The organism is Sphingomonas sp. DC5200-1, assembly GCF_049897245.1.
Lineage (GTDB): Bacteria > Pseudomonadota > Alphaproteobacteria > Sphingomonadales > Sphingomonadaceae > Sphingomonas > Sphingomonas aquatilis.
In genome coordinates this window covers 60,253-78,879 of sequence record NZ_JAFCVW010000005.1, presented here as the reverse complement: position 1 = coordinate 78,879, position 18,627 = coordinate 60,253, and the positions used below count along the sequence as shown (strand labels likewise).

Here is an 18,627-nt window from a genome sequence, read left to right as displayed (position 1 = left end):
ACAGGATCCCTTTTGTTTTCCTGACGCGAGCGCTGTCACAGCGCTGTAACATCACTCAAATTACAAATTTTTCACCAGATGACGAGCAGATTACGTCAGTGTTGCAGTCCATTATGGCGCCTGAAAAACCCACCGACTTTCAATGCCTTACCTTGTTCGAATGGAAGTGCCATTTTTAGCACAGTCCTTTTATTTGCCGGCAAGGACAGTAGCGCTTCCGCTGTTCATCGAGCATTCAGCGGGATGAGAGGGTTCGACCATCACCTCCGTCACTGCGGGCACGGCGAAGCCATCATAGCCGGACCGGGACGCCCAAGAGGGCGTCGCGCCGCTCGCAATGACGATACCGGGGAACGCCCCCTTCAGCTCCCGAAGCGATTGTCGCGGGGGAAGCCGGTCGGCGGTGTCCGCCCCGCGGCACCGCGCGCGGTGCGCCACAGTGACAGGTCGCTTTCCGTCCGGGTGCGTCCCGTGTCGCCGCCCATCGGCCAGCTCATGCCTTCGGCGAAGACGAAGGTCGTCGCGTCCGACAAACTGCCTTCGCGGAAACGCTGGATCTGCACCCCCTGCCCGCGGGTCATCACCGGCAGCTCGGCAATCGGGAACACCAGGAATTTGCGGTTGTCGCCGATCGCCGCAATGTAATCCGCGTTCGGCACCACAGGCCGCACGACGAGCAGTTTCTGCCCGACGCGCGGCGTCATCACCGTCTTGCCCTTGCGGGTCTCGGCGATGACGTCCGCCACCGGCACGCGGAAGCCGCGCCCATCAGTCGCCGCGATCAGCAATTGCTCCTGCGCGCGCGCATTGAGGAAGGCCGCGACGCCGACCGACCCGTCGAGGTCGATCATCGCGCGCACCGGCTCGCCGAAGCCGCGACCACCCGGCAATTTGTCGGCGGCGAGCGTGTAGAACCGCCCGTTCTCCGCCGCGAGCAGCAATTTGTCCGTCGTCTGCGCGTGGAAGGCGAAGGCCGGGCCGTCCCCTTCCTTGAACTTCAGCGTATCCGACGCGGCAAGGTCGACATGCCCCTTCATCGCGCGAATCCAGCCACGCTGCGACAGGATGACGGTGATCGGCTCGCGCTCGATCATCGCTTCCAGCGGGATATCGCGTGTCGGCGCCGCTTCCTCGATACTCGTCCGCCGCGCGCCCAGCGCCGTATCCGGGCCGTAGCGATCGCGGATCTTCTTCAGGTCGCGCTTCATCCGCCGCTTCTGCTTGGCGGGATCGGCAAGCAGCCCTTCCAGCTCGGCCCGCTCCTTGTCGAGCTTGTCGCGCTCGCCGCGAATCTCGAACTCTTCCAGCCGCCGCAGACTGCGCAGCCGCATGTTGAGGATCGCTTCGGCCTGCCGGTCGGTCAGGCTGAATTCCGCGATCATCACCTGCTTGGGCTCGTCCTCGGTGCGGATGATCTCGATCACCCGATCAAGGTTGAGATAGGCGATCAGATAGCCATCGAGCAGTTCGATCCGGTCGGCGATCTTGCCGAGGCGATGCCGCGTGCGCCGGTCGAGCACGACCAACTGATGCTCCACCCACGCCTTCAGCGCCCCGCCCAGCGACATGACGCGCGGCGTCCGCTCCTTGTCGAGCACGTTGAGGTTGAGGCTGATGCGCGTTTCGAGGTCCGAAAAGCGGAACAGGCCGTCCATCAGCACCTGCGGGTCGACGGTGCGGCTGCGCGGCTCGAGCACGACGCGGATCTCGGCATCCGATTCGTCGCGCACGTCGGCCAGGATGGGGAATTTCTTGTCGTTGATCAGGCCGGCGATCTGTTCGATCAGCTTGCCCTTCTGCACGCCATAAGGGATCTGGCTGACGACGATCTGCCAGCCGCCGCCCTTCTCGCGCTCGATGTCCCAGCGCGCACGGACACGGAAACTGCCGCGCCCGGTCGCATAGCTTTCCGCGATCACCGCCGCCGGATCGACGACGATGCCGCCGGTCGGAAAGTCCGGCCCCTTCACATAGTCAAGCACCGCGGCGTCGGGGCAATCGGGCTTGTCGACCAGCATCATCGCTGCGTCGAGCAATTCGGCGGCATTGTGCGGCGGGATGCTCGTCGCCATGCCGACCGCGATGCCGGCGGCGCCATTGGCCAGAAGGTTGGGGAACAGGCCCGGGAACAGCTCGGGCTCCTGCTCCTCGCCATTATAGGTCGGGCGATAGGCGACGGCGTCTTCGTCCAGCCCGTCCATCAGGTCGATCGCAACCTGCGTCAGCCGCGCCTCGGTGTAGCGATAGGCGGCGGCGTTATCGCCGTCGATATTGCCGAAATTGCCCTGCCCATCGACCAACGGATAGCGCAGCGCGAAATCCTGGGCGAGGCGGACCATCGCGTCATAGACCGACTGGTCGCCATGCGGGTGATACTTACCGATCACGTCACCGACGACGCGCGCGCATTTCTTATAGCCTTGCGCGGGATCGAGCTTCAGCAGCCGCATCGCCCACAGCAACCGTCGATGCACCGGCTTCAGGCCGTCGCGCACGTCGGGCAGCGAGCGCGCCGTGATCGTCGACAGCGCATAGACGAGGTAGCGGTCCGACAGCGCGGTGTCGAAGGGCGCGTCGAGCACGCCCACCGGAGGGTCCTGAAAATCGGTGGCCATATCGGGAACGATAGCAGGGGACGGCCCACGATCCAACCGGATCGGCAGGGCGGGTGGCGCAGAGGCAAGTGATGCGGTAGCGCCCGGTCGATGCCAGCTTCCCACGATGCCGCCCTCACCTGGCCCGACCTGACCAGCCGCCCGCGCCAGACGCCTGATGCGACAATCCCTTACGGCCCGGACTCGCTGCAGGTGATCGACCTGTGGCGCCCCGCCGGCGATGGTCCCCACCCGGTCGTGCTGATGGTCCATGGCGGCTGCTGGCAGACGGAGATCGCCGACCGCCGCCTGATGGACTGGGTCGCCGCCGACCTGCGCGAGGCGGGCGTCGCGGTGTGGAATATCGACTATCGCGGCGTCGACCGCGAGGGCGGCGGTTATCCCGGCACGTTCCGCGACGTCGCCGCCGCCGCCGACCGGCTGCGCGAGGAGGCGCGAGCCCATGCGCTCGACCTCACCCGCATGATCGCGGTCGGCCATTCGGCGGGCGGGCACCTCGCGCTCTGGCTCGCCGCGCGGCACCGCCTGCCCGCGGACAGCCCGCTCGCCACCGCCGATCCGCTGCCGATCCTACAGGTCATCAGCCTTGGCGGCCTGCCCGACCTCGCAGCCGTCGCCGCCAGCCCCGACAACGGCTGCGGCACGGACGTCATCGCGCAACTGGTCGGCGACCGCCCGCACCCGTTTGCCGATACGTCCATCCCCCCGCTGCTGCCGATCGGCGTGCGGCAGATCCTCGTCAATGGGCGTGAGGACGTGATCGTCCCCTATCGCCTCGCCACCGACTATGTCGCGCAGGCACAAGCCGCCGGCGACCCCGTCGACCTCCACACCATCCCCGACACCGGGCATGTCGCGCTCATCGCCCCCGGCACCGCGGCCTGGGCCGCCACCCGCGCGCTCATCCTCGCCGCCCTCGCAAAGGAACCCGCATGACCCGCGACCAGGCCCGCGCCCTCGACGCCGCCGATCCGCTCGCCCGCTACCGCGACGCCTTCGCGCTGCCGGAGGGCGTGATCTACCTCGATGGCAATTCGCTTGGGGTTCTGCCCCGCGCCGTCACCCCCGCGCTCGCCGACACGGTCCAGCGGCAATGGGGCGAACGGCTGATCCGCAGCTGGAACGAAGGCTGGATCGACGCGCCGCAGCGCCTCGGCGGTTTGATCGCCCCGCTGATCGGTGCGCACCCGCACGAGGTAATCGTCGGCGACACCACCTCGACCCACCTGTTCAAGGCGATCGTCGCCGCCCTGCGCCACGATCCCAAGCGCCGCACCGTGGTGAGCGAAGCCGGCAACTTCCCCACCGACCTGCATATCGCCGAAGGCGCGGTCGGCTGCATCCCCGGCGCGCAGCTAAAGGTGGTGGCACGCGACCAGCTTGCCGACGCGCTCGACGACGATACCGCGCTGCTCCTCCTCACCCACGTCCATTACAAGACCGCCGACCGCTTCGACCTCGCCGACTGGACCGCGCGCGCCCATGCCGCTGGCGCGCTCATGCTGTGGGACTTCAGCCACAGCGTCGGCGCTGTCCCGCTCGACGTCACCGCCGCGCATGTCGACCTCGCGGTCGGCTGCACCTACAAATATCTCAACGGCGGTCCGGGCGCCCCCGCCTTCCTCTACGTCGCCGAACGGCTGCAGGCCGCGCTTGCCAACCCGATCAGCGGCTGGATGGGCCATGCCGAGCCCTTCGCCTTCCAGGACGGCTACCGCCCCGCCGACGGCATGCGCCGCTGGCTGGTCGGCACGCCCTCGATCCTCGCCATGGCCAGCCTGGAGGCTGCGCTCAGCCTATGGGCGGACATCGACCAGCAGGCGGTCGCCGCGAAGAGCGCCGCGCTGTTCGACATCCTCCACGCCGCCGGCACCGCGGCAGGCCTGGAATGCGTCAGCCCCACCGACCCGGCAAAGCGCGGCAGTCACATCAGCTTCCGCGCGCCCCACGCCTATGAACTGACGCAGGCGCTGATCGCCCGCGGCGTCATCGGCGACTTCCGCGCGCCCGACGTCCTGCGCCTCGGCCTGACGCCGCTCTACCTCAGCCATGAGGACGTGTGGCAGGCGGGCGAGACGATCCGACAGGTCATCGCCGACGAAAGCTGGCGCGATCCCGCTTATGCCATCCGCAACGCGGTGACCTGAACCGCTCAGTCCTCGCCGAACAGCTCGCGTTGCGCCTTGTCGAGTTCCTCGGCGTAGCGGCGGCGCACATACGGTTCGGAGAGGATGCCGAGCACCCGCGCCTCCTCACCCACCACCGCCAGCTCGTCCGCACCTGCCGCGTCGAACGCCGCCATCACCGCCTTGATATCCGCGTCGGGCGGCAAGGCGAGGTCGCGATGGATCGCGAGACTCCCGACGGGCGCATCGACCACCGCCTCCTCGCCATAGGCGCGCGCGGTCTGCACGATGCCGGCGTAGCGATCCTCGGCATCGGCCAGTACGACGCGGCTGGTCGACCCGAGCGGAAACGCCCGCCGGAACTCGGCAACGCTGATATCCGCCGGCGTCGCCCGCTCGACGCGGCGCATCATTCGCCCCGCGGTCAGCGTCCGCATCCAGCCGACATCGCGCGCGCTCTTGATCGTCTCTCCACGCAAATGCAGTCGCCAGGTCGAGAAGGAATAGCCGAACGTCTCGCGCACGATCGTCGAGGCGACGAGCACCGCAGCCAGGCTCGCCGCGGCAAGCGGCACGTCATGCGTCGCCTCCAATACCAGCATCGCCATCGTCATCGGTCCGCCGACCACCGCCACCGCCAGCGCCGCCATGCCGACGAGCGCGGCATTCTGCGGATCGACCACCGCCTGCCCGGCCGCGAGCGCCAGCAGCCCGGCAAACAGATGCCCCAGCAGACTGCCGAGGAACAGCGAGGCGAAAAACAACCCGCCGCGAAAGCCGAAGCCCAGCGACACGATCGAGCCTGCGCATTTCATCACGAACACCGCCGCGATGAAGGTCAGCGGCAAACCATATTCCAGGTCGAGGTGCAGCGCGCCATGCCCCGCCGACAGCACCTGCGGCGTCAGCAGCGCGAGCGGGATCAGCAGCACGCCGCCCAGCACCGGCCGCCACGCCGCCGGCATCGGCAGCCGTCGGGTCAGCGCCTCCATCTCGGCGACGCTGCGCATCAGCGCGACGCCGACCAGCGCGGCGATCGCGCCCAGTCCGGCGTAGATCAGATAATGATGCGTCGCCACCGCCTCGCCCGCGCTGGCGCTGACCAGATAGGGTTGCGCGCCGAACGCCTGCGCCACGAGGACGCCCGACAGCGACGCCGCCGCGACCGGCGCGATGGCGGCGGGCGTATAGGCCCCGATCACGATCTCGAACGCGTAGAACGCGCCCGCCAGCGGCGCCCCGAACGCGCCGGCAATCGCGGCGCCCGTCCCCGCACCCACCAGCACGCGCAGGTCGCCGCGCCGCAACCGCAGCCGCATGCCCGCGATCGATGCCATCACCGCGCCCAGTTGCGCATAGGCCGCCTCGAGTCCCACCGAAGCACCGAAGCCGTTGGACAGGATCGTCTGCCCCGAGATGACGAGGCTATCGGTCAACGACATCCGCCCGCCGTGCAGCGCATTCGCCTCCACCGCGTCGATCATCCGCCGGGTGCGCGCCCGCGTCATCCAGGAAAAGCCGACGAGCGCCAGGCCGCCGAGCGGCAGCGCCAGCAGCGCGAGCGGCGCCAGATGCTCCGCCGCGCTCAGCCGCCCGCCGTTCGGCAGCGCAAACAGCCAATGCTGCAACGTCCGCGCGATCGCGCCCTGTGCGACGCTGAGCAGCCCGGCGACGCCGCCGACAACGACCGCCAGCCCGATCAGCACCGCCTCGCTCGCACGCGCCCGCCGCCGCACCCAGGACGACACGCTGCGCACCAGCGTCATCAGTCGTTGACGTTCGGAAAGGCGAAGCCGCGCAGATTGATCGTCAGCTGCATCGTCAGCGCATGGTCCATCTGCGCCCGCGCGTTGGTGCGTCCGGGGCGGAACTGGTTGAGATAGCCGACGTCCATACTCATCCGCTTGCCGATCGGCACCACGACGCCGGCGATATTGCGCATGCGTTCGTACCCGCTGCGCTGTCCCCAGCCGGTGGAATTGGGCAGGTAGAAGCTTTCGTGGCTGACGAACAGCGCCCAGCCCTTGGGGCGCAGCTTGTGATTGTAGCGCACCAGCGGCCGGATGCGGATGCCGACACCGGGGCCGCGCGGGTTGAAGCGTTCGTCGACCCGGAACCGCGTCACGATCGGTCCGAACGTGCCCACCACCTGCTGGCGGATGCGATCCTCATTCGCGCCGGTGTTGCCGTTATGCGCACCGACCTTGCGGTATCCGAAGCCGAGTTCGAGCTGTTTCGTCACCTTCAGCATCAGCAGCGCCCCGAATTCGGTCTGATACAGTCCATCCTGACGATCGCTGAACCGGGCGATCTGCTCCAGCGTCACGCGCAGATCGTCGGTCAGCGGCACGTTCGTGTTCACCTGCGTCCACAACTGCGCGTCCTGCTGCTGCGCCGCCGCGGGACTGGCCGCGGCCAGGCCCGCACAGGCCGTCACGGCACACAATGATCGGAAGCGGACGCGCTGCGGCAACATCGGCGGCGCTTAGGCGATGATGGGGCCGATGTCATGAGCATCTTGACGGCAAATCCTACCAGGCAGATGGTGTATCGCATCAGAGGGGGAGGATCGCCGCTATGCGCGCATCTGGTACAGCCGTGTGTATCGCCATCGCCATGCTCGCGGGGTGCAGCAAGGCCCCGGACAATACGGACGCTCCCGCCGCGTCCGACACCGCGGGTGCCCCCGGCATCGCCGTCACCGCAGCGCCGGGTGTCGCATTCAACTATCGGTACGGCTTCCGCCTACCGCCCCGCGCCATTGCCGTCGTGCAGGAAGCGCATGCCAGCACCTGCGAAAAGCTGGGGATCGCACGCTGCCGCATCACCGGCATGGACTATCGCGTCGTCGGCGAGAATGACATTCGCGGCAGCCTACACTTCAAACTCGACCCTGCGATCGCCCGTGCCTTCGGCAAACGTGGCATCGACATCGTACAGGACGCGAAGGGTACGCTCGTCAGCGCCGAGATTACCGGCACCGACGCCGCCGAAGCGATCGAACGCGCCGGCGGCACCCAGGCCGAAGCCGCCGCGGCGGTCGCCCGCGCCGACGCGGCACTGGCCCGCAGCGACGCCAGCGCGGAGGAACGCACCGAACTGCAACGCCAGCGCGCCGCCGCGGCGACCGCGGCGCGCGATGCCGCCGCGACCGCTGCGGACAATCGCGCCAGCCTCGCGCGCACGCCCATGACCTTCGACTATGAATCGGGTGATGCCGTCCGCGGATTCGACACCAGCGCGCCGCTTACCAGTGCCCTCGACACCATGGTCGCGTCGGGCCAGGTCACGCTCGCCGTACTGCTCGGGATCGTCGCGATCTTCGGCCCACCGGCGATCGTCTTCGTCATCGGCCTGCTGCTGTGGCGGCGGATGCGCAGGCCCGTCGCGCGCTGGCGGCGGCAGGCGGACGACTGAGGCGTCCCTTGCGCGATTGCACCTCCCGCCCCCTTCCCCTATAGGCCCGCCCATTCCGGCCCCGGCGCGCGGCTCACCCGCGCCGCCGGGGCTGCCTACTTTCAGGGGAAGTCGCGCATGGCTCGCCGCCGCCAGATCTACGAGGGCAAGGCCAAGATCCTGTACGAGGGCCCCGAGCCCGGCACGCTGATCCAGTATTTCAAGGACGATGCGACCGCGTTCAACGCCCAGAAGAAGGGCACGATCAGCGGCAAGGGCGTGCTCAACAATCGCATTTCCGAGCATGTCTTCACGCTGCTCGACGCGATCGGCGTGCCGACGCACTTCATCCGCCGCCTCAACATGCGCGAGCAGCTGATCCGTCAGGTCGAGATCGTCCCGATCGAGGTCGTCGTGCGCAACGTCGCGGCGGGCTCGCTGTCGAAGCGCCTCGGGATCGAAGAGGGCACTAAGCTGCCCCGCACGATCATCGAATATTATTACAAGGACGATGCGCTCGGCGATCCGATGATCTCCGACGAACATATCGCCGCGTTCGGCTGGGCCAGCCAGGACGAGATGCACGACATCGCCGATCTCGCGATCCGGGTGAACGACTTCCTCACCGGCCTGTTCGCCGGGATCGGCATCCGTCTGGTCGACTTCAAGCTCGAATTCGGCCGCATCTGGGACAATGACTACGGCCGCATCATCCTGGCGGACGAGATCAGCCCCGATGGCTGCCGCCTGTGGGACATGGAATCGAACGAAAAGCTCGACAAGGATCGCTTCCGCCGCGACCTGGGCGGCGAGGCAGAGGCCTATCAGGAGGTCGCGCGCCGTCTGGGCCTGATGCCCGAAGGCGAGGACAGCGCCGTGCTCGACCTCGATTCCCACCGCAAGCGCCGGGGCAAGTAACCGATGAAACTCCGCATTTTCGTGACCCTCAAGCCCGGCGTGCTCGACCCCCAAGGCCGCGCCATCCATCATGCCCTCGGGTCGCTCGGCTTCGCTGGCGTCGAGGACGTGCGCGCCGGCAAGATGTTCGAACTCGAAGTCGCCGATACGACGACCGACGAAGCGATCGACGGCATGTGCCGCCAGCTGCTCGCCAACACCGTGATCGAGAACTTCCGGGTGGAGCGCGTTTGAGATGAAGACCGCCGTCATCGTCTTTCCGGGATCGAACTGCGACCGCGACCTCGCCGTCGCGCTGGAGGCGGTGACCGGCACCAAGCCCGACATGGTCTGGCATGCGGACACCGCCCTGCCCGATGGCGTCGGCCTGGTCGCCGTGCCCGGTGGCTTCTCCTATGGCGATTACCTGCGCTCCGGCGCGATCGCGGCACGCTCGCCGATCATGCAGGCGGTGGTCGAAGAGGCAGGCAAGGGGCTGCCCGTGCTCGGCGTGTGCAACGGCTTTCAGGTGCTGACCGAAGCCGGGCTGCTGCCCGGCGCGCTGATGCGCAACGCCGGCCTCAACTTCGTCTGCCGCGATGTCGCATTGACCGTCGAGAATGCGCAATCCGCCTTCACCAGCCGTTATGACGCGGGCGAGACGATCCGCGTCCCCGTCGCGCACCACGATGGTAATTACTTCGCCGACGCCGACACGCTCGACCGCCTCGAGGGCGAAGGCCGCGTCGCCTTCCGCTATGGCGAGGCCGTCAACGGCTCGGCGCGCAACATCGCCGGCATCCTCAACGCCGCCGGTAACGTGCTCGGCATGATGCCCCACCCCGAACGCAAGATCGAATCGGCGCACGGCGGCACCGACGGCCGCCGCCTGTTCGAAGGCGTGCTGGAAACGATCGGCGCGTAATTACGGTACGCACTCACCACCGCCCAAATGCACACGAGCAGCGTCGTTGTGAGAGCGCGACGCTCGTCAGCCGTCCGGATTGCGGACTGTTTCCTTGAATGATCGAATTTTTGGGACTCTAACGCTGGTCCCAAGCCTGCGCTGATCACCGCAGGAAGAGAGTCAAGGGGGCGGCCACCCGCCCCCTCTCCCCAATCAGCCGTGGCAGGGGCAACCAGCATGGTCGCAGCCGGCCGACTGCGCGTGGTGGTTGGCGCAATTGTCGCTGCAATAGGCGCGGCCTTCGGCCTGCACGGCGCCCTCAGGGCTGACGATGCAAACGCAGTCCGTGCAGGCGCACTTCACCATGTCGACGTTGACGCTCATGATCCTATTCCTCGTGGATGTGGTCTTCGGGTTCCAATACGTGGTCCATCATGTTGGTGAGCATGGTGCGCACGTGGCAGTCGGGCAGATCGTAGAAGACGTTCCGCCCGCTACGCTCCTGCTTCAGCAAGCGCCCTGCGCGCAGCAGCCGAAGATGCTGCGACACCAGGCTCTGACTGATGCCGACCTCTGCCGTCAGATCGCCGACCGTACGCGGCCCGTCGAGGCATGCCGCGACCAGCCGCAGCCGGTTCGGTTCGCCCAACAGTCGGAACAATTCGGCTAACTGTGTGCTCTCGTCCGCTGTCATACATCCTTCAACACATGAACACATCCTAATATGTTCATGTGTTGATCTATGTCAAGCCCAAAGGCAGATACGCGTGGCTGCCCGCGGGGGGTTTCGCTGGGACAGCCGCAGATGAGGGCCGCATCGAGCGTCACGCTGGTTCGGCGCAACACGCAATCGGGCACAGACGGCGCAGCATCTGGAGGATCGTGTCGGTCGGCGGCGATGGACGCCATCGGCGGACGCCTGCCCGAATGCGCCGCGTTGATCAGGGATCGAGAGCGAACAGGGTCGGCGCCCGCCTCTATCAACTCCGCCGGTAACACTCCGCATCATCGCTCTTCACGCTGCTCGGCCGCAACCGCGCGGACGATGAAGTCAGGCACCAGCACGTTCTCGGTCTGCAACCGCGCATGTGACCCCTTGCTGAGCACGGCGTCCATATAGGCAATATGACGGCGATCGAGCTCCTGATTGGAGCTCTCGACCGGCTTGCCACCGGCCCCTTTTACCTCCAGCCAATACAGACGGCGCGGCTCGTCCGGCGCGACGAACATCGCCTCGAAATAGGTCCGCTCGCGCCCCAGCGTCGCCACCGCCTCGCGGTGATGACTGCGCAGATAGTCGATCCACTCGCGGAAGGTGGCTTCGCTTCCCCGCTTGCGGTCGAAACGGTGCAGCGTCACCTCAACCGGGCGCAACGGTTCCGGCGGCGACTGCGGCACTGTCGCGCCGAGGCAGAAGGTAACGCCGATGCCCGCGACCATGCCGAGCACAAAGGAGCGATAGCGTGTCGTCATGCCACGCACCTCAAAAATCGACAGCGAGGTAGGCGGTAGCCGCCCTCTGCGGGACATAGTCGAAGGTCGATGGGCCATAGTAATCCCACGCGTAGACGTTGAAGAGATTGCTGACCGACACCCGCAGCGTCGCGCGGTTCTTGCCGATCGCGAAGCGATAGCGGCTGCCCACGTCCACCAGCGTGCGCGCAGGGATGAACAGGTCGTTGTTCACCGTGGACGCGACACGTCCCTGATGCGTGACGGCACCATCAAGGGACAGCGCCTCGAAGCCAGGCAGGCGCCAGTCGAGATTGAGATCGACGGAGCGCAGCGGCACACCGACCGGGCGCTTGCCGGTCTGCCCCGATCGTCTCGCTTCGCCCGTCACCTGCGGATCGAGGAACACGCCGCCTAACGCCACGCTGAGCCCGTGAACGGGGGTGCCGGACAGCGACGCCTCGATCCCTCGATTGCGGATATCGCCGAGCCGCGTGAACAGCCCCGTCGGATCGAGACTGAGATAGGGTTTGCGCACGTCGAACACGCCGGCCACCAGCTTCACGTCGCCGGCGATGGTCCAGCGCACACCGGCATCGCGCTGGCTGGTCAGGATGGCGGGCAGAGGCTGGTTGCGATTGGTGGCGTTCTGTGGCGGCAGACCGGCCTCCTCCAGCCCCCTCGTATAGCCGGCGTAGAAAGCGACGCGCTCACCGGCGTAGATCGCGCCGGCCACGTTGAAGAGCCAGGGTCGGTCCCGAGTCTGGAGCGCGGGCTGGTTAGGGCGTTGAAAACGCTTGGCGTAATCCGTCCTCGACAGGCCGGCGCTCACCTCGCCGACGCCGCGCCACCGCCCGGTATAAGCGATGCCGCCGAACCACTGCCGCACCCGATCCCGGCTGTACGCGCCATAAGCGATCGATGGCTTGGCGAAGTCCAGCGGATCGCCGAGCCGCACGTCGCCGAAATCGAGGAAGGCGGAGCCACCAACGCGTTCGTCGCGAGCGCGACCGCGGGCCGACAGGCTGATGTTATGGACACGGGGGCCATCGGCGATCGTGCGCGTCACCCGCACTTCGCCCGACACCGAGACCCGGCGATAGGGCGGGTCCGAAAAGGCGATATAGCGGGCACGGCCGTCAGGCGTGATCTGGTCGAGAAAGGTGAAGATGTCCGCCCGGCTTGCGGACAACGCTCGAAATACGCCCGCCTCGATCTTCCACCCGCCCGCGAACGCTGCGCTGCCAGTGAGTCCCGCCGTCTCCGATGGGCCGGAATACACCGCCCAGGCAGGGCCGTAGAACACGCCACGCTGGATCGGTGGCGGCAGATAAGGGCCGGCCGTCGTCAGAAGCGGACCGATCTTGCTGTCGTCGATGTCGGACCGTCCCCAGAAGGGAAGCAGTTCGATACCCGGGCGCGGTCGCCACCGCAGGGTCAGGCCTTCGACATGCTGCCGGCTGGTCGCCCCGTTGTTGAAGACGTGGTCGTACAGGCCAAGCCCGGCACCGAGCGACAAGGCATCACCGGCAAGCGGCAGCTCTGCGTCGAACTCCAGGCTCTTGTCGCCCAGATTGTTGAGACCGACGGTAGTCGACAGCAGCGCCTCGTTGCCCGGGCGGCGCAAGGCGTAGTCCACGACGCCGGTCGGCGCGGGGAAAAGGTATCCCTGGGCAGACAATCCCACCTTGATGCTGGTGGATCGGCGGATGCGCTCGTTGGGCGCAGCGGTCGCATCGAAGTAGAGACCGTCGATCCGCGCATTGCCCGCGGCGATGGGCGAGAAGCCGCGCACGCTGCCGCTGTTGTAGATGCCGATCGTCTCGCGACCGATGGTGGTCCCAAACGCGTCCTGCGCCTGTCGCACGGCATTCTCTTCCGCGCGGCCTTGCGGCACCGCCGGGGCTGACGGCGTGACCTGGGCGGAGGGCTGCGGCGCCGTAGGCGGCGGGGCGGATACTTGCGGCGCCGTGGCCTGGACAAGCAACCACCAACCGACGGAAAGTGCGGTCATCCGATCAACTCGAACCGTCCGCGCTCGGGCGAAAAGCGCACGGCGTCCGTGTCGAACGCACGGCCGACATGGCCCGCGGCGATCAGATCGGCGGCCGGTCCGACGACCAATCCTCCCGTGCCGTCGAGCAGCCAAACAGCGTCGGCGAGCTGCAACGACAGGTCCAGATCGTGGCTGGAGAGCAACACGGTCGTGCCGGTGGCGCGCGCATGCGCGCGCAGCAGTGCCATCGCCTCGACACGTCCCGGCAAATCGAGAAAGGCGGTGATCTCATCGAGCACCATCAGCCGTGGCGCCTGCGCGATAGCGCGTGCGATCATGACCCGCTGCCGCTCGCCATCGGACAAGCCGTCGAACGGCCGGGCGGCGAAGGACGTTGCACCGGCTTGAGCAAGCGCCTCGACCACCCGCGCATCGTCCTCCGCCGATAGCCGCCCCTGCCAGCCGGTAAACGGCTGGCGTCCCATCGATACGACGTCGGCAACGGTCAGCCCCGGGCTCGACACGCGCTCGGTCAGGACCACCGCGATCGCCCGCGCGCGGGTTTGCGGCCGCATCGCAGCGATATCCTCGTCGCCCAGCAGCGCGCGACCGCCGCGCGCAGCCTGCAGGCCTGCGATCGTCCGCATCAGCGTCGACTTGCCGGCACCGTTGCGGCCGAGCACGCAGACGAAGCTGCCGGCCGGCGCCTCCAACGTCAGATCGGCAAGCACGGTGCCGCGCGGGCCGACGTAGCCGACGCTCAGCTTATTGAGGTACAGCATCAGTCGCTGCTCCGCATGGCCGGGGCGAATACGAGAAGCGCGATCACCACCGGCGCGCCCACCAGCGCCAGCACCGCATTGAGGTGCAGGAAATGCTGTTCCCACGGCAGATGCACGATGAAGTCGGCGCCGAGCGCCAGCAGCGCGCCGGCGAGTCCCGCCAGGGGGATCAGCGGCAGGATACGCGCGGTGCGCGCCAGCCGGCGGGCGAGGTGCGGGACGATGAGCCCCACGAAGGTGACCGGGCCGCACAGTGCTGTCACCGGCGCGGCGAGCAGGACCGTCGCGGCCAGGATCGATCGGCGCAGGCGCGGCACGTTGGTGCCGAGGCTCGCGGCATAGGTTTCGCCCAGCAGCAATGCCGTCAGTCCCTTCGCGTTCACGACCGCCAACGCCAGTCCGCACACGACCGGCAGCACCAGCCACGGCAGGTCGGCGGTGGTCGCCGCCGAGAAGGTGCCGTCATCCCAACCCGAGAACACGCGCCCCCCGACGCGGCTCGCGAAGTGCAGGATGACACTCACCAGTCCCTGTGCGGTAAAGCCCAGCATCAGACCGACGACGAGGAGCGTGATGTTGCCGACCCGGCGCGCCAGCGCGGCCATCGCGGCGGCGGTGGCCGCGACACCGATCACGGCGCCAAGCGTAAGGCTCAATCCGGCAAAGGACGTCAGGAAGAGGAGGACGGTCGGGCCGGCGAACGCCGCGCCTGCGACGGCAAGGCCAACGCCCAGCTGTCCGCCCGCGACAAGCCCCAGCGACCAGGCGTCCGCCATCGGATTGCGGAACAGCGCCTGCATCAACGTACCCGCGACCCCCAGCGCGCCGCCCGCGACGACCGCGGTGAGGACGCGGGGCAGGCGGATCGCCCAGACGATCTCGGACAGGGTGGGATCCCCGGATCCCGTCATCGCGCCAACGACGTCCAGCGGCGAAAGGATGACCTGGCCATAGCAGAGCGACGCGGCGGCAAGGACGAGGATCGCGACGAACAGCGCACCGGCGCCCGCCACGCTACGATCCATGACCGACCCCCGCGCTGCCCCCTGCCCGCTGATCCCGCCGCACCCACGTCGCGGGCCAACCGCGCAGTTCGGGGTGCAGCATCCGCGCGTAATCGCGGAGCAGCAGGTCAGGTCGAATCGCACCCCGCTCGAACAGGTCGAACGCATCCACCCCCGGCTTTTCCCCGCCATCCGCGGCGAACACGCATCCGTCACGCCAGGCACGCATATGCGCGAGGAACCGTTGGTCCCCGAACCGCTTCGAAATCGGATCGCGCCACAGCCAGCAGTCGGCCTTGCCACCGTCCGTCAGCACCGTTTCGGATGGCATCTGCATCGTATCGTCCAGGCGCGGGTCGTCGGGGCGGCGCATGACGTTGATGCCACCGGCATCTTCCAACAGGCGATTGGCTGCGCCGCGAACGGTCACCATCCATGTATCGGCGTTCATCCACCAGGCGGACAACACGCTGCGCCGGGGCAAGGCGGCGACGGCGCGCTTGACCTGATCGACACCACTCTCGACCATGGCGACGAACTGCTCGCCCTGCCGCTCCCGTCCGGTCAGCATCCCGAACAGTCGCGCATATTGCACGGGACCCAGATAGTCCGATTCGTTCGCCATGAAGACGGGCATGACCGGTATGCCCATCGCGATCGCGCGGCGCATGGCGTCCGCATGGGCCGGATCGCCGATCGTCATGAGGAAGACATCGGGCTTGGCCGCAAGCAGCACGTCGAGGTTGGGAGGCGAGTGCCACCCATAGCCGATCTGGCTGATCTCCCCCTTTTTCACCCGCTCGCGGATGGTATCGTCGTACGACTTCGTACCGCCCACCGCGACCAGTCGATCCGCCGCGCCGATCGCCGTCAGCAGCGCCTCGCTGCCCCCGTAATTGACGGCGATACGCTTCACCGGCGTGCGCACCATGACCACACCGGCAAGATCGCCGGTCAGCGCGGGCGCCTTAATGCTTCGCGGCACCAGCACGACACGCACCCGCTGCTCCGGGCCATTCGCGGCGCCGCCCCAGGTGACGATATTGGCGTGCAGATCGACGATCCGATACCCATCCCGCTCGACCACGCTGAACGTGCGGGTGTGGGGGATCGGGATCGGACGACCGACGGCGGGTGTCTCGGTCGCTTGCTTGCCGCACCCGGCAAGCAGAGCGATCAGCAACACAATCAGCCAACGCATCAGAAGCTCGCCCTTACGGTTGCCCGGACCTGCCGCGGGGTGGATGGGGTCGCGAAGGTCGGCTGCGTGTCCGTCCCGAAATAGGAGTCAATCTCGCGATCCAGGACGTTCGTCACCGCCAGGTCCAGTTCCAGCGGCAGCCGCGTCGGCAAGGCGATCGTCGCGCTGAGATTGAGCAGTGCGTAGCCGCCATTCGCGACGCGATTGTCCCCGGTGATCGGGTAATCGCCATAGACGTAAAGGTCGGCGCGACCGTTCAGCCACGACGCGAAGCGCCGCTGTGCGCTGACGTTGACGATATGGGTCGGAACGCCCGCCGGACGCTTCCCCGTCAGGTCGACCTCGCTGGTCGCACCGGGCACCCGATATTCCCGCCAGACCGCATCCACATACGAATAATTGGCGGAAATGCTGGTGCCGCGGTCCGGCCGCACGACGGCGGACAGCTCGATCCCCTGGCTACGATAGCGTTGCCCGGTCGTCAGGAGGGTCGATGGACCGTTTGCGTCGGGGTTCGTGGTTGTGACGAGCCGGTTGCGCTGGTCATAGCGGAACAGGGCCGCTTCCCACGCCAGGATGCCGGAGCCCGTCCTGCCCTTGTAACCGACCTCATAGCTGTCGATCGTCATCGGCTTGAGATCGAGCTGATATAACGCCGGATCGAAGTAGAAGAGCGGCCCGAAGTTGGAGTTGAAGCCCCGCCCATAGGAGGCATAGACCATGCCGCGTGTTCCGGCATCGCGCTCGCCCAGTCGATAGGCGACGCTCGCCTTGGGCGAAAAGGCGTTCTCTGACGCAGACAGCCGCCCTCCCGGATTGAAGGCTGCTTCGATGGGACGGAAGACCGCGCGCCGCCGGAAGTCGTCGTAGCGCAGGCCGAGGGTCACGGTCAGCCGGTCGGTCGCGGCCCATTCGTCCTGAAGATAGGCCCCCCAGAACCGGTTTCGCACCGTCCCGTCGGTAAGCAGGAAATGGCGCTGGAAACACGGTGCATCGGCGTTCAGCACGGCGCCGGTCGCGTAATTGATGTCGATCTGGAAGAAGCGGAACCCGCACTGCGGCGTGAAGCCATATTCGCCGGACCAGAAGTCGCGTTCGTTCATCCGGGCACGCTCGACATTGCCACCGGCCACGATCGTGTGGGCGCCCAGGCGCGCCGTCAGCTGCGCATCGCCGATCCAGACGCTGCTTTCATCCTGCCGCGCAAAGCCGTTGACCGCGTAGGTCTTGGCCTGCGGATCGACGCTGCCACTGAGGTAAAAATTGAAGCTGTTGGACCGGTCTAACCGACGATGCTGCCCGGTCAGCACCAGCTCGACATTGCTTCCGAAGCTATGCCTCAGCTTCAGAGCGCCGATCCCGCCCTTGGTATCCAGGTCGTTGGGCAGGTAACCGATGTAACCGCGACGACCGCCTGCAACGCTGGCACGGCTCCCGTCGCTCAGCAGGGGAATGTTGCTCGGCACCTCGACCTGTCGATCGAAATAATTGCCATAGGCGGTCAGCGTGGTGTCCGCGCCGATCGGCACGACGACCTTGCCGAACAGGTTCAGCACCTTGCGATGGGAGTGTGCCCGCCAGCCGCCGTCGTCCTCGTAGAAGCCGGAGAGGAGCGCCCCACCCCCATCGCCGAACATCCTCCGCTCGAGGGTCGCTTCGCCGCGAACATAGTCGTACGTGCCCGCCGTCAGCGACGCGGTCGTGCCGTCGAAACCCGGGCTGCGCGTGATGTAATTGACCGCGCCGGCGGTCGCCCCGCGCCCGTACAGCGCGGATACCGGTCCGCGTACGACCTCGGTACGGCTGATCGCCCCATAGGGCAGCTGGTCGAGCAGCACCTGCTCGTCGGGACCGACGAACGGTATGCCATCGATCAGCGCCAGGAAGGTATCCCCGCCGGCGCTGCCGGTCACCCCGCGGAACGAGAATTGCAACGTATCCTCGGCATCCCCGTCGGTCCGGCGAAAGAAGATGCCGGGAATGCCGCGAAACTCATCGCTGCCGATCGTCAGGCCGCGGCGGCGCAGGTCATCATTGTCGATCACGGTGATCGCCGCAGGCACGTCGAGAAGCGATTTTTCGGTCCGCGTCGCCGTCACGACGATGTCGTCCGCATTGGTCTTCTGATCGTCAGCCACCTGCGCCAGTGCGCTGCCCGGCAGCATCGACAGGGCAACACCAATCCCCATCGCAACAATTCGTCTCGTCAACGCGCCTTCCCCCCAGATCGAAACACGCTATGATGTGTGAT

17 protein-coding genes are annotated in these 18,627 nt (G+C 67.2%); 6 read left to right on the top strand and 11 right to left on the bottom strand.

Annotation, left to right across the window (positions count from 1 at the left end; genetic code table 11):
- Positions 1 to 362 precede the first annotated feature (362 nt).
- Complete coding sequence (gene parC / locus ACP7A3_RS11955; protein ID WP_426255723.1) at positions 363 to 2,615, bottom strand: DNA topoisomerase IV subunit A; 2,253 nt, start codon at positions 2,613 to 2,615, stop codon at positions 363 to 365.
- A gap of 90 nt (positions 2,616 to 2,705) precedes the next feature.
- Between parC and ACP7A3_RS11950 the strand changes: the two genes are divergently transcribed.
- Positions 2,706 to 3,551: an alpha/beta hydrolase gene (locus tag ACP7A3_RS11950; RefSeq protein WP_426255722.1), complete on the top strand. Its 846-nt coding sequence runs from the start codon at positions 2,706 to 2,708 to the stop codon at positions 3,549 to 3,551.
- Positions 3,548 to 4,762 carry a kynureninase gene (gene kynU, locus ACP7A3_RS11945; protein ID WP_426255721.1) on the top strand — a complete coding sequence of 405 codons (1,215 nt, stop codon included), beginning with the start codon at positions 3,548 to 3,550 and terminating at the stop codon, positions 4,760 to 4,762. The genes ACP7A3_RS11950 and kynU overlap by 4 nt, the downstream gene beginning before the upstream one ends.
- A 5-nt stretch (positions 4,763 to 4,767) precedes the next feature.
- On the opposite strand, the gene ACP7A3_RS11940 is transcribed toward kynU, so the two are convergent.
- On the bottom strand, positions 4,768 to 6,507 hold the full coding sequence (locus ACP7A3_RS11940) for a chloride channel protein (RefSeq protein ID WP_426255720.1): 1,740 nt from the start codon (positions 6,505 to 6,507) through the stop codon (positions 4,768 to 4,770).
- Positions 6,507 to 7,217, bottom strand: coding sequence for a DUF2490 domain-containing protein (locus ACP7A3_RS11935; protein ID WP_426255719.1), 711 nt, complete (start codon positions 7,215 to 7,217; stop codon positions 6,507 to 6,509). The genes ACP7A3_RS11940 and ACP7A3_RS11935 overlap by 1 nt, the downstream gene beginning before the upstream one ends.
- Positions 7,218 to 7,318: 101 nt before the next feature.
- Between ACP7A3_RS11935 and ACP7A3_RS11930 the strand changes: the two genes are divergently transcribed.
- From ACP7A3_RS11930 to purQ, 4 genes are all read left to right on the top strand, one after another.
- Positions 7,319 to 8,158 carry a hypothetical protein gene (locus tag ACP7A3_RS11930; protein WP_426255718.1) on the top strand — a complete coding sequence of 280 codons (840 nt, stop codon included), beginning with the start codon at positions 7,319 to 7,321 and terminating at the stop codon, positions 8,156 to 8,158.
- Between the two features lie 117 nt (positions 8,159 to 8,275).
- Entirely contained in the window at positions 8,276 to 9,055 is a 780-nt protein-coding gene (gene purC, locus ACP7A3_RS11925; protein ID WP_043060658.1) for a phosphoribosylaminoimidazolesuccinocarboxamide synthase, read from the top strand.
- 3 nt (positions 9,056 to 9,058) lie between these two features.
- Entirely contained in the window at positions 9,059 to 9,289 is a 231-nt protein-coding gene (gene purS / locus ACP7A3_RS11920; protein WP_017979423.1) for a phosphoribosylformylglycinamidine synthase subunit PurS, read from the top strand.
- 1 nt (position 9,290) lies between these two features.
- On the top strand, positions 9,291 to 9,959 hold the full coding sequence (gene purQ / locus ACP7A3_RS11915) for a phosphoribosylformylglycinamidine synthase subunit PurQ (protein ID WP_426255717.1): 669 nt from the start codon (positions 9,291 to 9,293) through the stop codon (positions 9,957 to 9,959).
- A gap of 195 nt (positions 9,960 to 10,154) precedes the next feature.
- On the opposite strand, the gene ACP7A3_RS11910 is transcribed toward purQ, so the two are convergent.
- The 8 genes from ACP7A3_RS11910 to ACP7A3_RS11875 all read right to left on the bottom strand — a co-directional run bounded on the left by ACP7A3_RS11910 (position 10,155) and on the right by ACP7A3_RS11875 (position 18,565).
- Positions 10,155 to 10,325 carry a metallothionein gene (locus ACP7A3_RS11910; protein ID WP_017979425.1) on the bottom strand — a complete coding sequence of 57 codons (171 nt, stop codon included), beginning with the start codon at positions 10,323 to 10,325 and terminating at the stop codon, positions 10,155 to 10,157.
- Between the two features lie 4 nt (positions 10,326 to 10,329).
- Positions 10,330 to 10,635, bottom strand: a complete 306-nt coding sequence (locus ACP7A3_RS11905) for an ArsR/SmtB family transcription factor (RefSeq protein ID WP_017979426.1) — start codon at positions 10,633 to 10,635, stop codon at positions 10,330 to 10,332.
- A 311-nt stretch (positions 10,636 to 10,946) separates the two neighbouring features.
- Entirely contained in the window at positions 10,947 to 11,414 is a 468-nt protein-coding gene (locus ACP7A3_RS11900) for a DUF6176 family protein (RefSeq protein WP_426255716.1), read from the bottom strand.
- A gap of 10 nt (positions 11,415 to 11,424) precedes the next feature.
- Positions 11,425 to 13,407, bottom strand: coding sequence for a TonB-dependent receptor (locus tag ACP7A3_RS11895; protein ID WP_426255715.1), 1,983 nt, complete (start codon positions 13,405 to 13,407; stop codon positions 11,425 to 11,427).
- Entirely contained in the window at positions 13,404 to 14,171 is a 768-nt protein-coding gene (locus ACP7A3_RS11890; RefSeq protein WP_426255714.1) for an ABC transporter ATP-binding protein, read from the bottom strand. Before ACP7A3_RS11890 ends, ACP7A3_RS11895 begins: the two co-directional genes overlap by 4 nt.
- Positions 14,171 to 15,196: a FecCD family ABC transporter permease gene (locus ACP7A3_RS11885; RefSeq protein WP_426255713.1), complete on the bottom strand. Its 1,026-nt coding sequence runs from the start codon at positions 15,194 to 15,196 to the stop codon at positions 14,171 to 14,173. Before ACP7A3_RS11885 ends, ACP7A3_RS11890 begins: the two co-directional genes overlap by 1 nt.
- Complete coding sequence (locus ACP7A3_RS11880; RefSeq protein ID WP_426255712.1) at positions 15,186 to 16,376, bottom strand: ABC transporter substrate-binding protein; 1,191 nt, start codon at positions 16,374 to 16,376, stop codon at positions 15,186 to 15,188. The genes ACP7A3_RS11885 and ACP7A3_RS11880 overlap by 11 nt, the downstream gene beginning before the upstream one ends.
- Positions 16,376 to 18,565, bottom strand: a complete 2,190-nt coding sequence (locus tag ACP7A3_RS11875; RefSeq protein WP_426255711.1) for a TonB-dependent receptor — start codon at positions 18,563 to 18,565, stop codon at positions 16,376 to 16,378. The genes ACP7A3_RS11880 and ACP7A3_RS11875 overlap by 1 nt, the downstream gene beginning before the upstream one ends.
- Between the last annotated feature and the right edge of the window lie 62 nt (positions 18,566 to 18,627).

What these genes read in the sequence shown, in the direction of transcription:
- parC (WP_426255723.1), bottom strand. Translation starts at nt 2,615, where the DNA reads ATGGCCACCGATTTTCAGGACCCTCCGGTGGGCGTGCTCGACGCGCCC.
- ACP7A3_RS11950 (WP_426255722.1), top strand. Translation starts at nt 2,706, where the DNA reads ATGCCAGCTTCCCACGATGCCGCCCTCACCTGGCCCGACCTGACCAGC.
- kynU (WP_426255721.1), top strand. Translation starts at nt 3,548, where the DNA reads ATGACCCGCGACCAGGCCCGCGCCCTCGACGCCGCCGATCCGCTCGCC.
- ACP7A3_RS11940 (WP_426255720.1), bottom strand. Translation starts at nt 6,507, where the DNA reads ATGACGCTGGTGCGCAGCGTGTCGTCCTGGGTGCGGCGGCGGGCGCGT.
- ACP7A3_RS11935 (WP_426255719.1), bottom strand. Translation starts at nt 7,217, where the DNA reads ATGTTGCCGCAGCGCGTCCGCTTCCGATCATTGTGTGCCGTGACGGCC.
- ACP7A3_RS11930 (WP_426255718.1), top strand. Translation starts at nt 7,319, where the DNA reads ATGCGCGCATCTGGTACAGCCGTGTGTATCGCCATCGCCATGCTCGCG.
- purC (WP_043060658.1), top strand. Translation starts at nt 8,276, where the DNA reads ATGGCTCGCCGCCGCCAGATCTACGAGGGCAAGGCCAAGATCCTGTAC.
- purS (WP_017979423.1), top strand. Translation starts at nt 9,059, where the DNA reads ATGAAACTCCGCATTTTCGTGACCCTCAAGCCCGGCGTGCTCGACCCC.
- purQ (WP_426255717.1), top strand. Translation starts at nt 9,291, where the DNA reads ATGAAGACCGCCGTCATCGTCTTTCCGGGATCGAACTGCGACCGCGAC.
- ACP7A3_RS11910 (WP_017979425.1), bottom strand. Translation starts at nt 10,325, where the DNA reads ATGAGCGTCAACGTCGACATGGTGAAGTGCGCCTGCACGGACTGCGTT.
- ACP7A3_RS11905 (WP_017979426.1), bottom strand. Translation starts at nt 10,635, where the DNA reads ATGACAGCGGACGAGAGCACACAGTTAGCCGAATTGTTCCGACTGTTG.
- ACP7A3_RS11900 (WP_426255716.1), bottom strand. Translation starts at nt 11,414, where the DNA reads ATGACGACACGCTATCGCTCCTTTGTGCTCGGCATGGTCGCGGGCATC.
- ACP7A3_RS11895 (WP_426255715.1), bottom strand. Translation starts at nt 13,407, where the DNA reads ATGACCGCACTTTCCGTCGGTTGGTGGTTGCTTGTCCAGGCCACGGCG.
- ACP7A3_RS11890 (WP_426255714.1), bottom strand. Translation starts at nt 14,171, where the DNA reads ATGCTGTACCTCAATAAGCTGAGCGTCGGCTACGTCGGCCCGCGCGGC.
- ACP7A3_RS11885 (WP_426255713.1), bottom strand. Translation starts at nt 15,196, where the DNA reads ATGGATCGTAGCGTGGCGGGCGCCGGTGCGCTGTTCGTCGCGATCCTC.
- ACP7A3_RS11880 (WP_426255712.1), bottom strand. Translation starts at nt 16,376, where the DNA reads ATGCGTTGGCTGATTGTGTTGCTGATCGCTCTGCTTGCCGGGTGCGGC.
- ACP7A3_RS11875 (WP_426255711.1), bottom strand. Translation starts at nt 18,565, where the DNA reads ATGGGGATTGGTGTTGCCCTGTCGATGCTGCCGGGCAGCGCACTGGCG.